General features: G+C 74.0%; 13 protein-coding genes. 2 read left to right on the top strand and 11 right to left on the bottom strand.

The window, feature by feature from the left end; genetic code table 11:
• Window positions 1-173: 173 nt before the first annotated feature.
• The 4 genes from ABEA04_RS10290 to groES form a co-directional block, all read right to left on the bottom strand.
• Window positions 174-719, bottom strand: a complete 546-nt coding sequence (locus ABEA04_RS10290; RefSeq protein WP_345457892.1) for a hypothetical protein — start codon at window positions 717-719, stop codon at window positions 174-176.
• Between the two features lies 1 nt (window position 720).
• Window positions 721-1290 (bottom strand): hypothetical protein, encoded by a 570-nt coding sequence (locus tag ABEA04_RS10285; protein ID WP_345457889.1) that lies wholly within the window; start codon window positions 1288-1290, stop codon window positions 721-723.
• Between the two features lie 118 nt (window positions 1291-1408).
• The gene (groL, locus tag ABEA04_RS10280; protein ID WP_345457886.1) at window positions 1409-3028 is read right to left on the bottom strand and encodes a chaperonin GroEL; all 1620 of its coding nucleotides are present in this window, start codon (window positions 3026-3028) and stop codon (window positions 1409-1411) included.
• A gap of 165 nt (window positions 3029-3193) precedes the next feature.
• Window positions 3194-3487: a co-chaperone GroES gene (gene groES / locus ABEA04_RS10275; protein WP_139978034.1), complete on the bottom strand. Its 294-nt coding sequence runs from the start codon at window positions 3485-3487 to the stop codon at window positions 3194-3196.
• A 195-nt stretch (window positions 3488-3682) separates the two neighbouring features.
• On the opposite strand from groES, the gene ABEA04_RS10270 reads away from it, so the two are divergent.
• Window positions 3683-4885: a class I SAM-dependent methyltransferase gene (locus tag ABEA04_RS10270; protein WP_345457883.1), complete on the top strand. Its 1203-nt coding sequence runs from the start codon at window positions 3683-3685 to the stop codon at window positions 4883-4885.
• A gap of 257 nt (window positions 4886-5142) precedes the next feature.
• Here ABEA04_RS10270 and ABEA04_RS10265 read toward each other — a convergent pair whose 3' ends face one another.
• The 7 genes from ABEA04_RS10265 to rfbA form a co-directional block, all read right to left on the bottom strand.
• On the bottom strand, window positions 5143-5757 hold the full coding sequence (locus tag ABEA04_RS10265) for an MBL fold metallo-hydrolase (RefSeq protein ID WP_345457880.1): 615 nt from the start codon (window positions 5755-5757) through the stop codon (window positions 5143-5145).
• On the bottom strand, window positions 5757-6857 hold the full coding sequence (locus tag ABEA04_RS10260; protein WP_345457877.1) for an S-(hydroxymethyl)mycothiol dehydrogenase: 1101 nt from the start codon (window positions 6855-6857) through the stop codon (window positions 5757-5759). The genes ABEA04_RS10265 and ABEA04_RS10260 overlap by 1 nt, the downstream gene beginning before the upstream one ends.
• A 230-nt stretch (window positions 6858-7087) precedes the next feature.
• A complete protein-coding gene (locus ABEA04_RS10255; RefSeq protein WP_345457874.1) occupies window positions 7088-7582 on the bottom strand; it encodes a CAP domain-containing protein in 495 nt (164 codons plus the stop codon).
• 43 nt (window positions 7583-7625) lie between these two features.
• Entirely contained in the window at window positions 7626-8459 is an 834-nt protein-coding gene (locus tag ABEA04_RS10250; protein ID WP_345457871.1) for an N-acetylmuramoyl-L-alanine amidase, read from the bottom strand.
• The gene (gene galE / locus ABEA04_RS10245; protein ID WP_345457868.1) at window positions 8456-9460 is read right to left on the bottom strand and encodes a UDP-glucose 4-epimerase GalE; all 1005 of its coding nucleotides are present in this window, start codon (window positions 9458-9460) and stop codon (window positions 8456-8458) included. Before galE ends, ABEA04_RS10250 begins: the two co-directional genes overlap by 4 nt.
• Before the next feature lie 60 nt (window positions 9461-9520).
• Window positions 9521-10519: an acyltransferase family protein gene (locus tag ABEA04_RS10240; protein WP_345457865.1), complete on the bottom strand. Its 999-nt coding sequence runs from the start codon at window positions 10517-10519 to the stop codon at window positions 9521-9523.
• Window positions 10520-11114: 595 nt separating this feature from the next.
• The gene (gene rfbA / locus ABEA04_RS10235) at window positions 11115-11987 is read right to left on the bottom strand and encodes a glucose-1-phosphate thymidylyltransferase RfbA (RefSeq protein WP_345457862.1); all 873 of its coding nucleotides are present in this window, start codon (window positions 11985-11987) and stop codon (window positions 11115-11117) included.
• A 43-nt stretch (window positions 11988-12030) separates the two neighbouring features.
• On the opposite strand from rfbA, the gene gmd reads away from it, so the two are divergent.
• A complete protein-coding gene (gene gmd / locus ABEA04_RS10230; protein WP_345457859.1) occupies window positions 12031-13020 on the top strand; it encodes a GDP-mannose 4,6-dehydratase in 990 nt (329 codons plus the stop codon).
• Window positions 13021-13026 lie beyond the last annotated feature (6 nt).

Here is a 13026-nt window from a genome sequence, read left to right as displayed (position 1 = left end):
CGTGGCGGGGTCGGCCTCGACGGTGAGGGGTCTCGAGGCTCGGCCGTGGCCGGCCTCGCACCTCGACCACCGTGGGGGTCGGCCCTGACGATGGTCGAGGTGCGAGGAGCCCTGGCGACGAGCCTCGAGACCGCCGGCCGTCCGTGCGGACGGTCGCGTGGGGGCGCGGCCGGCTACAGCGACTGCGTGCCGTCGACGAGCCACTGCCCGTCGCGGCGCACCATGCGCACGAGCACGCGGCCGCGCAGCAGCACGCGTGGCTGGTCGCCGCGCTTCAACGGCGTCCCCGCGACCTGGCGCTGGTCGACGTAGAGCAGGCAGACGACGTCGTCGGCGCCGCGCGATCGCACCACCCCCGCGCCGCGGACGACGGCGTCGGTGACCGCCCGGCGCTCGCGCGCGAAGGGCCGCGAGGTGCGGTCGAAGATGCGGGTGTAGGCCCGGGCGAAGGCGGGCGTCATGCCGCGGGTGGCCGCGGCCAGGCTGCCGCGCAGGTCGCGGTGGTCGACGGTGAGCGTCAGCGGCACCGCCTCCACCGCCGCCGCGAGCGCCGCGCCGCCGGGGCCGTCGATCTCGGCCGGCGTGTAGCGGCCCCCCACGACCACCGGCTCGGCGCCGGCGGCCTCGAGGTCGGGTCGGGTCAGCGCCAGGACGACGCTCAGCCCGGAGACCAGCACCACCAGCGTCAGCAGGACGACGAGCAGCCGCGCGCGGGTCACCTCACCGCACCTCGTCGAGGTCGTCGACCAGCCATCGGTCCTCCACCCGCTCGAGCACGATGCGGGTGCGGTAGCGCGTGCGGCGGGTCTCGCGGCGGGGAGCGGTGGTGGTGACGTCGACGGCGACCAGCACCTGGGCCCGGTCGGAGGTGAGGTACTCGGTGGCCACCCCGCCCTGCGGCAGCCGCGCGCTGAGGCTCAGCCGCCCGGTGCGCACCTTCGACGCCAGCGCGCGGGCGCCGTCGTCGTAGCCGGCCACGAACTCCTCGGTGCCGAGCGCGCGCATCCGGTCCATGTCCTGCTCGACGCGGCGGTGGTCGAGGGTGAAGTACTGCGAGGCGGCGCGCTGCGCGGCCACCACGGCCTGGCCGGCGGACCCACGCTGCCAGTCGCCGACGCCGACGTCGGCCGGGCGCAGCGGCTCGACCGCCGTCGCGTCGCGCCGGTCGAGGACGAGCACCACCGTGGTCGCGCTGACCAGCCCGAGCAGGACGACGAGCAGCACGGGCAGCAGCCAGCCGCCCCGGCGTCCGGGAGCGGCATCGCCGTCGTCGGGGCTCGCCCCAGCCATGAACCGCCCTCCCCTCGTCCGGCGCTCACCCTCGCACGCGGGGGCCGGGGCCGGGCCAAAACGACGCCGACCCGTCAGACATGTCTGACGGGTCGGCGCGGTTGCCGGGCGGGAGAGGTCAGTGACCGTGGCCGTGGCCGTGACCGGCCGCGTCGTCCTCGTCCTCGGGCTTGTCGACGATCAGGGTCTCGGTCGTCAGCAGCATCGCGGCGATGGAGGTCGCGTTGATGAGCGCGGAGCGAGTGACCTTGACCGGGTCGAGCACGCCCTGGGCGACCAGGTCGCCGTACTCCTCGGTCGCGGCGTTGTAGCCCTGACCGACGCCGAGCTCGCGCACCTTGGTGGTGACGACGTAGCCGTTGACGCCCCCGTTCTCGGCGATCCAGCGCAGCGGCTCGTCGAGCGCCTTGCGGACGACGCGGACGCCGACCGCCTCGTCACCGGTGTGGCCGAGGTCGCCGTCGAGCGCGGAGGCGGCGTGGACGAGCGACGAGCCGCCGCCGGCCACGATGCCCTCCTCGATGGCCGCGCGGGTCGCCGAGACGGCGTCCTCGATGCGGTGCTTCTTCTCCTTCAGCTCGACCTCGGTGGCCGCGCCGACCTTGACGACGCACACGCCGCCGGCCAGCTTGGCGAGCCGCTCCTGCAGCTTCTCGCGGTCCCAGTCGGAGTCGGTGTTCTCGATCTCGGCGCGGATCTGGTCGACCCGGCCCTGGACGGCGGCCTTGTCGCCACCGCCGTCGACGATGGTGGTCTCGTCCTTGGTGACCACGATGCGGCGGGCGGTGCCGAGCACCTCGAGGCCGACCTGGTCGAGCTTGAGGCCGACCTCGGGGGCCACGACCTGCGCGCCCGTGAGGGTCGCGATGTCGTCCATCATCGCCTTGCGGCGGTCGCCGAAGGCCGGGCTCTTGACCGCGACGGCGTTGAACGTGCCGCGGATCTTGTTCACGACCAGGGTCGAGAGCGCCTCGCCGTCGACGTCCTCGGCGAGGATGAACAGCGGCTTGCTGCCGGCGGCGATGACCTTCTCGAGCAGCGGCAGCAGCTCGGCGACCGAGGAGATCTTGCCCTGGTGCAGCAGGATCTGCGGGTCGTCGAGCACGGCCTCCATGCGCTCGGGGTCGGAGACGAAGTACTGGCTGAGGTAGCCCTTGTCGAACTGCATGCCCTCGGTGAACTCGAGGTCGGTGCCCATCGAGCTGGACTCCTCGACGGTGATGACACCGTCCTTGCCGACCTTGTCGAAGGCCTCGGCGAGCAGCTCGCCGATGTGGGCGTCGCGGCTGGAGATGGTGGCGACGGCAGTCATGTCCTCGACCGACTCGACGTCGCGGGCGGCCTCGAGCAGGGCGTTGCTGACGGCCTCGGCGGCGGCGTCCATGCCGCGCTTCATGGCCATCGGGTTGGCGCCGGCGGCGACGGCGCGCAGGCCGCCGTGCACCATCGCCTGGGCGAGCACGGTGGCGGTGGTGGTGCCGTCACCGGCGACGTCGTTGGTCTTGGTGGCGACCTCCTTCGTCAGCTGCGCGCCGAGGTTCTCGAACGGGTCGTCGAGCTCGACCTCACGGGCGACGGTGACGCCGTCGTTGGTGATGGTCGGCGCGCCCCACTTCTTGTCGAGGACGACGTAGCGGCCCTTGGGGCCGAGGGTCACCTTGACGGTGTTGGCGAGGACGTCGACGCCGCGCTCGAGGGAGCGTCGGGCGTTCTCGTCGAACTCCAGGATCTTGGGCATGCGGTGGTGGCTCCTAGCTCAGGTGTTGCTCGGGTGGCTCGGGTGTGGCTCGGGTGTTGCTCGGGTGGCCCGGTGGGGGTCAGGTGAAAACGGGTCCGGGTCGTGTGCCCGACGGCGGTCGTGGGACCGGTCGGGGGCACACGACCCGGAGGGGACGAGCAGTCGTCAGGAGACGACGGCGAGCACGTCGCGCGCGGAGAGGATGAGGTACTCCTCGCCGGCGTACTTGACCTCGGTGCCGCCGTACTTGCTGTAGATGACCTTGTCGCCGACCGCGACGTCGAGCGGGACGCGGTTGCCGTTGTCGTCGACGCGGCCCGGGCCGAGCGCGAGGACCTCGCCCTCCTGGGGCTTCTCCTTCGCGGTGTCCGGGATGACCAGGCCGGAGGCCGTGGTCTGCTCGGCGTCGAGCGGCTTGACGACGATGCGGTCCTCGAGAGGCTTGATGTTGACCGACACTCTTGATCGACCTTCTCTGTTCGATGGGTACGGGGTTCGAGTGACCGGCACGTACGCCGTCGCGGGGGTCGCACCTCGCCGGTCTGCGCTGGCACCCTCGCATCGAGAGTGCCAACTCGAAACTAGCACTCCCCCGAGACGAGTGCCAGCGCACCCCGGTCGGGACGCCGCGCACCGGCTGCGAGGATCGGGCCCGTGGACCTCGACGCCTTCCGCTGGCTGCTGACCGACGACGGGCAGGCGCTGCTGACCCGCGCCGGCGAGCAGGTCGAGCAGGCCGAGCAGGTCGGTGGCGACGAGCTGGCCGTGCAGACCGAGCTGCGGCGTCACGCCGAGCCGGCGCAGGTGGCGGTGGCGCTCACCCAGGTCGGGCTGCGGCGCCGGGCGGCGGCCAAGTTCGGGCCGAGCGCGGCGCGGATGTACTTCACCCACGACGGGCTCGAGCAGGCGACGCGGCTGCCGGTGGCCCGCCACCGGGCCGGGCGGCTGGACGCCTTCGGGGCCGGGACGCTGATCGACCTCGGCTGCGGCATCGGCGGCGACCTGGTGGCGGCGGCCGAGGCGGGCCTCACCTGCGCCGGGGTCGACCTCGACCCGGTACGCGTCGAGGTCGCCCGCGCCAACCTCGCCGCCCTCGGCCTGCCGGGGGCGGTCTCGGTGGCCGACGCCACCCGCCTCGACACCTCGCCCTTCGACGTCGCCTTCGCCGACCCCGCGCGCCGCAGCGCCCGGGGCCGCACCTTCCGCGTCGACGACTGGACGCCGTCCTGGTCGTTCGTCGAGTCCCTGCTGCGCCGCGACGCCTGCGTGAAGACCGCGCCCGGCGTCCCCCACTCGCTGCTGCCCGAGGGGGTCGAGGCGGAGTGGGTCAGCGACCACGGCGAGGTCAAGGAGGCGGCGCTGTGGTCGGGGCGGCTGGCCTCGGCCCGCCGCCGCGCCACCGTGATCGGCGACGGCGGGCTGGCCACCCTCACCGAGGACGACGACCCCGGGCTGTCGCCGAGCAGCGCAGACGGCGTCGCGGTGCGGGAGGTCGGCGCGTTCCTCTACGAGCCCGACGGCGCCGTCATCCGCGCCGGCCTGGTGACCGCCGTGGCCGCGGGGGTGCAGGGCGGGCTGGTCGACGAGCACCTCGCCTACGTCACCTCCGACGCCTCGTTCCGCACCCCGTTCGCCCGCGGCTACCGGGTGCTCGAGACGCTCCCCTACCGCGAGAAGCAGCTGCGCGCGGCGCTGCGCGAGCGTGGGGTCGGCCGGCTGACCATCAAGAAGCGCGGGGTCGACGTCGTCCCGGACCAGCTGCGCAAGCGCCTCGACCTGCGCGGCGACGCCGAGGCCACGATCGTGCTCACCCGCGCCGCCGGCCACGGCACGGCGCTGCTCGTCGACCCGTTCTGAGCCGTCCTGGCCGACGGTGGTCGAGGTGCGAGGCCGGTCATGGCCGAGCCTCGAGACACGCCGACGCGGACGGCGGCACGACGGCTGGGCCCTTCGACGGGCTCAGGGTCCGTGCGGGGGCGCTGGCCTCGGAGGGCCGGGGGTCTCGAGGCTCGTCGCCAGGGCTCCTCGCACCTCGACCATCGTCGGCTCACGATGGTCGAGGTGCGAGGCCGGCCACGGCCGAGCCTCGAGACCCCGCAGGGAACACGCGGACGTCAGGCGTCGCCGAGCGCCTCGCGCTCGGCGCCGATGGTGGTGTCGTCGCCGTGGCCGGTGTGCACGACGGTCTCGTCGGGCAGGGCGAACAGCTTCTCGCGGATCGAGGCCTCGATGACGTCCTCGTCGGAGAAGGAGCGGCCGGTGGCGCCGGGTCCGCCCTGGAACAGGGTGTCGCCGGTGAAGACCGCGCCGAGGTCGTGCACGTAGAAGCAGACGGCGCCGGGCGCGTGGCCGGGCGTGTGCAGCACCTTCACCGACGCGCCGGCGACCTTGATGCTCAGCCCGTCCTCGAGGTCGGCGTCCCACAGCCAGTCGGTGTGGGTGAGCTCCCACAGCGGCTTGTCGTCGGGGTGCAGCAGCACCGGGGCCGACGTCGCCTCGCGCAGCGCCGGCGCCACGCGGCAGTGGTCGTCGTGGGCGTGGGTCAGCAGGATCGCCTTCACCTGGCGGCCGGCGACGACGCGCAGGATGGCGTCGACGTCGTGGGGCGCGTCGATGACGACGCACTCCTCGTCATCGCCGACGACCCAGACGTTGTTGTCGACGTCGTGGGTCTCGCCGTCGAGGCTGAAGGTGCCGCTGACCACCGCGTGGTCGACCCGCAGCGCCATCAGAGCACGACCACGGAGCGCAGCACGTCGCCGTGGTGCATCTTCTCGAACGACGCCTCGACGTCGCCGATGCCGATCTCCTCGGTGACGAACGCGTCGAGGTCGAGGCGGCCCTGCCGGTAGAGGTCGACCAGCATCGGGAAGTCGCGGGTGGGCAGGCAGTCGCCGTACCAGCTGGACTTCAGCGAGCCGCCGCGCCCGAAGACCTCCTGCAGCGGCAGGTCGGGCAGCCTCATCTCGGGGGTCGGCACGCCGACGAGGACGACGGTGCCGGCGAGGTCGCGGGCGTAGAACGCCTGCTTCCACGTCTCGGGGCGGCCGACGGCGTCCACGACGACGTCGGCGCCCTCGGCGCCCTCGTAGACCTCGCCGCAGATGCGCTTGATCTCCTCGACCGGGTCGGTGGACGACGAGTCGACGGTGTGGGTGGCGCCGAGCCGCTCGGCGGCGGCGAGCTTCTTCGGGTCGATGTCGACGGCGATGATCGGGCTGGCGCCGGCCAGCGCGGCACCGGCGACCGCCGCGACGCCCACGCCGCCGCAGCCGATGACGGCGATGGAGCGGCCGCGGGTGATGGCGCCGGTGTTGATGGCGGCGCCGAGGCCGGCCATGACGCCGCAGCCGAGCAGGCCGACGGCGGCCGGGCGGGCCTCGGGGTCGACCTTGGTGCACTGGCCGGCGGCGACGAGGGTCTTCTCGGCGAACGCGCCGATGCCGAGCGCCGGGCTCAGCTCGGTGCCGTCCTCGAGGGTCATCTTCTGCGTGGCGTTGTGGGTGTTGAAGCAGTACTGCAGCTCGCCGCGCTTGCAGGCGCGGCACTCGCCGCACACCGCGCGCCAGTTGAGCACCACGAAGTCGCCCGGCTCGACGCCGGTGACGTCGGGGCCCACGGCCTCGACGACGCCCGCGGCCTCGTGGCCGAGCAGGAACGGGAAGTCGTCGGCGATGCCGCCCTCGCGGTAGTGCAGGTCGGTGTGGCAGACCCCGCAGGCCTGCACCTTCACCAGCGCCTCCCCCGGACCGGGGTCGGGCACGTTGATGGTGACCAGCTCGACGGGGGCCCCCTTCGCCTTGGCGACGACGGCCTGGACCTGCTGCATGGGCGCTCCTGGTGCGGTGGGACGACGGGGTGCGGTCCCCATGCAACCGCATGGCCCCGCCGCGGTGACAGGCCCCCTTCGAGGGGTGGCCCCGCGCGACTACCTCACCGTTGGGTCCACTTCCCCGCCCGTGCACGGGCGGGGAAGTGCGTCCGCCGGTGAGGTAGTCGGCTCGGACACCGGCAGGCACGGCGGGCGGGGCGGGCGGGGCGACGCGTGCCCGGGGCGGGTCAGCGGCGTCCGAAAACCTGCACCGCCCACCACGTGCCGTGGGCGCGGACGCCGGCGACGCCGAGCAGCCGGTAGCCGGGGTGCAGCAGGTTGGCGCGGTGGCCCGGCGAGCGCAGCCACGCGCGGACGACGGCGTCGCCCCCGGCGGGGTTGAACGCCACGTTCTCGGCCGCCGCGCGCAGGCCGCACCGGCGGGCGACCGCACCGAGGTCGCTGTGCGTGAGGGTGCGGGTGCGCGCCATCCGGGCGGCCTGCGCCCGCGCCGCACGGCGCAGGCACCGGTCACCGCGGAACGGGGTGCGGTCGTGGGCGCGGCGGGCGGCCTGCGTGGCCGACCAGACGTCGTCCACGTAGCGCGCCTGCGCGCTCACCGGTGCCGGAGCCGGCGTCGGCGCGGGCGCGGCGGGCGCGGGGGCGGTCAGGGACAGAGGGAGCGACGCGAGGACGACGGCCAGGGCGAGGCGGGTCCGCGAGCGTCGGGGGGAACGCTGCATGGACGAGGAACCTAGGACGACCCGGCCGTCCGGGCCAAGACCGTCAGCGGGTGAGCGTGCGCCGCACGCCGGCGACCAGCGCCGCGGCGTACCGCGCCCGACCGGCCGGACGACGCATCACGCGCGCCTCCCGGGCCGAGCGCATGTTGCCCAGCTCGACCATCGCGACGGGCACGTCGGAGAGGTTGAGCGTGCCGAGGTCGCCGCGCACGTCGAGCCCGTCGCCGCCGGCGACGTAGGTGGCGTAGCGGAAGCCCTCGGCGCGCAGCGCGCGTCGCAGCGTGAGGCCGAACCGCCGCGAGGGCCGGTAGACGTCGTGGGTCCACGGCCCGCGGTCGGGCGGCACGATGACGTGGAAGCCGCGGGCGCCGGCGGCGTAGGAGCCGTCGGCGTGCACGCTCAGCTTGAGGTCGGCGTCGATGCGGTTGCCGGCGCGGCCGCGGACGTCGACGCACGGCCCCCAGCGGCGCAGGGAGTTGGTGTCGCGGGTCAGCACCACCCGCGCACCGAGCCGGCGCAGGTCGCGGGCGACGAGCCGCGTGACCTGCCAGACGAACGTCGCCTCGGGGTAGCCGCCGTCGGTCGAGGTGCCGGTGGTGTTGCACGGCTTGGTGAACCCGCCTGCCGGCACCGGGCGGTTGACCTGCTCCGGGAAGTTGCGGTTGCCGAGCTGGTGGCCGGGGTCGAGCACGACCACGCGGCCGGCCAGCGGGCCGGCGTCCGGCTCGGTGTCGGCGGACGGCGGCGGCAGCGTGCGGGCGCTCGTCGGCGTGGACGTCGGCGGCTCGGGCCGCGGCTCGTCAGCCGTCTGCCCGCCGGCGCACCCGGCGAGCAGCAGCGCGAACGGCACGAGCGCCGCGACCCACCGGCGGCTCACTCGTAGCCCAGCACCTCGTGGCGCCGCTCGGCCCAGGCCAGCGCCGAGGCGATCGCGTCGTCGATCGACAGCTCGGAGCGCCAGTCCATCAGGCGGGCGGCGCGGTCGACGTTGGCGAAGGCGCCGACGGCGTCACCGGGCCGCGGCGGGCCCTCGGCGAGCGGCACCTCGCCGCCGAAGACGCGCTCGAAGGCGGCGACCAGCTCGCGCACGGTCACGCCCTCGCCGGTGCCGATGTTGATGATCGTGCTGGGCGCGTCGACCTCGGCGAGCACGTCGTCGAACCGCTCGACCGCGCGCACGTGGGCCCGCGCGAGGTCCCACACGTGCACGTAGTCGCGGATGCCGGTGCCGTCGCGGGTGGGGTGCTCGGTGCCGGTGATGGTGAAGGCGTCCTTCTGGCCCCGCGCGGCGAGCACCAGCTGGCCGAGCACGTGCGAAGGCTCCTTGACGTAGATGCCCGACTCGAGGTCGGGGTCGGAGCCGATCGGGTTGAAGTAGCGGAGGACGATCGCCCGCAGGTCGCTGGCCGCCGCGAGGTCGGTCAGCACCTGCTCCATCATCCGCTTGGTGCGGGCGTAGGGCGAGGGCGGGTCGAGGGCGTCGTCCTCGGTGACCTCGAAGCCGTCCTTGGTGGCGTAGAGGCTCGCCGAGCTCGAGAACAGCACACGGTGCAGGCCGAGCGCGGTGAGCTCGTCGAAGAGCTCGAGCGACTTGGCGACGTTGTCGCGGTAGTACTCGTAGGGCTTCTCGACCGACTCCGGGACGACGATGCGCGCGGCCATGTGGATGGTGGCGTCGAGGTCGGGGTGCTCCTCGGCGATGCGGCGCAGCAGCGCCCGGTCGGCGATGTCGCCCTCGTAGAAGATCCGATCTTTCACGAACGCGAGCGGGCCGCTCAGCAGCGAGTCGAGGATGACGGGCACGTGGCCCGCCTCCTCCAGTGCCTTGGCCGTGATCGAGCCGATGTAGCCGGCGCCGCCGGTGACGAGGACCTTCATGGCCGGGAGGCTAGCCCTCGCGGCGGGCGCGGGCCGAAAGGACGCCCCGGCCCACGGCGGTCACGCGGTGGGCGCGGCCGGGAGCGGCGCCGGCACGAGCAGGCTCCCCCGCGCGTGCAGGAACGGCCGCTCGAGCGTGCGGTAGCTGACGGCGGCCAGGACGGCGGTGACCGCGGCCGCGAGCAGCATCTCGACCCCGGGCGGCAGGTCGGCCCCACTGGCGCGGATCGCGGCCAGCGGCGCGAGGTGCCAGAGGTAGGCGCTGTAGCTGGCGCGACCGAGGGCGGTGAGGCCCGGCAGCGCGAGGACCACGCCGAGCGCTCCCCCACCGCGGGTGCCGCGCGCGATCAGCACGAGGGCCGCGGTCCCGCCGACGGCCAGGCTCGCCAGCGGGCGGTCGTCGGCGAGGACGACCCAGGCGACCAGGCCGGCGACGGCGAGCGCGGCGGCGGCGTCCAGGACGGCCCCGGTCGTGCGGCCGGCGCGCACGGACGGCGGCCACGCCACGAGCACCAGGGCGAGGGCCGACCCGGCCAGCAGCAGCGCCACCCAGCCGAGGCCGAGCCCGACCGGTGGCCGGACCAGGGTGCCGGCGCCGAGGACGACGGCGAGCGCGGCGGTGGCCGCCGCCACCCGGCCCGGGCCGAGGCCCCGACGGCGCAGCGCGAGCAGCGGCCAGGGCCAGGCGGCGTAGCAGCCGACCACGACCGCGACCGGGGCGAGCAGGTCGAGCACGGCGCGGTCGAGGGTCTGCGGCCAGGCCAGCCCGATCAGCGCCGAGCCGAGCAGCAGCCCGAGCAGCGCGGGCGCGAGCCGGTTGGCGCGCCGCACCCAGAAGTCGCGCACCTGCCCGCTCAGGGGCACGTCGGCCACCAGCGCCGTCGAGCGCCACAGCACCGAGGTGACCACGAACCCGCTCAGCACGAACAGGACGTCGACGCCCACGTGCCCGCCGCCCCCGAGCCCGGTCGTCGGTTCGAGCCAGGCCAACGCCAGCACCGCCAGCACCGCGAGCGCGCGGACGCCGTCGAGGTGGTCGATCCGGCCGCTCGGGCTCACACCTCGAGGCTAGGCCCGCCCGCCCCCGCCGTCCCCGGATTTCGGCAGGACGGGACATCGGTCACGGGGTCCGAGGACCTCCGGTGGTCTCGGGGCTCGTCGCCAGGGCTCCTCGCACCTCGACCATCGTCAGGTCCGACCCGACCCCGCGGACCCTGAGCTTGTCGAAGGGCACCCACACGCGAACCTTCGCGTGCAGGGCCGATGGTTTCGACGACGCTCGTTCCTCGCTGCTCAACCACCGGAGTCGGCCTCACGGTGGTCGAGGTGCGAGGCCGGCCACGGCCGAGCCTCGAGACCGCGCATGGTCGACGCGAACGCACCAGCACGGACCCTGAGCCTGTCGAAGGGCACCCACACGCGAACCTCCCCGTGGACGGCCGGTGGTTTCGACGACGCTCGTTCCTCGCTGCTCAACCACCGGAGTTGACGTCTGCGCGAGGCCGTCGTCGAGACCGCGCACGGTCAACGCCGAGGTTCCCGTGGAGGGCCCTTCGACAAGCTCAGGGTCCGTGTGCGGGCGATGGCCTCGGAGGGCCAGAGGTCTCGAGGCTCGTCGCCGGGGCTCCTCGCTTCTCGACCATCGTGGGGTGCGTCAGGCGTGGGCCTCGGCGACGAGGTCCAGGAGGTAGCGGCCGTAGCCGCTCTTGGCGAGGCTCTCGCCGAGGGCGGTGAGCTGGGTGTCGTCGATGAAGCCCATGCGCCAGGCGACCTCCTCGGGGGCGCCGACCTTGGTGCCCTGGCGGGCCTCGATGGCGCGCACGAAGTTGCCGGCGTCGTTGAGGTCGTCGAAGGTGCCGGTGTCGAGCCAGGCCGAGCCGCGCGGCAGCACCTCGACCTGCAGCCGGCCCTCCTCGAGATAGAGCCGGTTGAGGTCGGTGATCTCCAGCTCGCCGCGCGGCGACGGCTTCAGGCTCTTGGCCTTCTCGACGACGTCGCCGCCGTAGAAGTACAGCCCCGGCACGGCGTACGAGCTGCGCGGGTGCTCCGGCTTCTCCTCCAGCGAGACCGCGCGGAAGTCGGCGTCGAACTCCACCACGCCGTACGCCGTCGGGTCGGCCACGCGGTAGCCGAAGACGGCCGCGCCGTCGAGGTCGGCGAAGCGCCGCAGCCGGGTGCCGAGGCCGGCGCCGTGGAAGATGTTGTCGCCGAGCACCAGGCCCACCTGGCCGCCGTCGACGTGGCCCTCGCCGATCAGGAACGCCTGTGCGAGCCCGTCGGGCGAGGGCTGGACGGCGTAGCTCACCTCGATGCCGAAGCGCGACCCGTCGCCGAGCAGCCGCACGAACTGGTCGGCCTCGTGGGGCGTGGTGATGACCAGCACCTCGCGGATGCCGGCGAGCATCAGCGTCGAGAGCGGGTAGTGGATCATCGGCTTGTCGTAGACCGGCATGAGCTGCTTGCTCACCGCGTGGGTGATCGGGTGCAGCCGGCTGCCGGTGCCCCCGGCGAGGATGATGCCGCGCATGGCGGCAGCATGCCGCACGGCCGCCCCCTGCGAGGATGGGGCCGTGCCAGCCGCCCCCGTCGCCCTCATCACGGGCATCACCGGCCAGGACGGGCTCTACCTCGCCGAGCTGCTGCTGGGCAAGGGCTACGAGGTGCACGGCGTCATCCGCGGCCAGAACAACCCCAAGCGCGACCTGGTGAGCCGGCTGCTGCCCGACGTCACCCTCCACCACGGCGACCTCACCGACATGTCGAGCCTGATCCGGGCGCTGCGCGAGTCGGACCCCGACGAGGTCTACAACCTCGGCGCCGTCTCGTTCGTGGCCTACTCGTGGGAGCAGGCGGCGCTCACCACCGACGTCACCGCCAAGGGCGTGCTCAACATGCTGGAGGCGCTGCGGCTGCACACCGGCGACGACCCCGGCCGGGTGCGCTTCTACCAGGCGTCGAGCTCGGAGATGTTCGGCCAGGTGCAGGAGAGCCCGCAGCACGAGCGCACCCTGCTGTGGCCGCGCTCGCCGTACGGCGTGGCGAAGGTCTTCGGCCACCACATGACCATCAACTACCGCGAGTCCTACGGCCTGCACGCCTCGTCGGGGATCCTGTTCAACCACGAGTCGCCGCGCCGCGGACCCGAGTTCGTGACCCGCAAGATCAGCCGTGCGGTCGCGCGCATCCACCTCGGCCTGCAGAGCGAGCTGGTGCTCGGCAACCTCGACGCCGAGCGCGACTGGGGCTTCGCCGGCGACTACGTCGAGGCGATGTGGCTGATGCTGCAGCAGCCCACGGGCGACGACTTCGTGGTCGCCACCGGCGAGACCCGCTCGGTGCGCGACTTCGTGCGCGCCGCCTTCGCGCACGTCGGTGTCGACGACTGGCAGCGCCACGTGCGCCAGGACGAGCGGTTCATGCGGCCGGCCGAGGTCGACCGGCTGGTCGGTGACGCCTCGAAGGCCCGCGAGGTGCTCGGCTGGAAGCCCCGCGTCGGCTTCGACGAGCTGGTGCGGCTGATGGTGGAGGCCGACGTCGAGGCCACCCGCTCCGGCTGGTGACCCGGT

The sequence above is a fragment of the Nocardioides marinquilinus genome, assembly GCF_039543705.1.
GTDB lineage: Bacteria > Actinomycetota > Actinomycetes > Propionibacteriales > Nocardioidaceae > Nocardioides > Nocardioides marinquilinus.
Note: the sequence above shows the minus strand (reverse complement) of the source record. Positions and strands in the feature narration are given on the sequence as shown.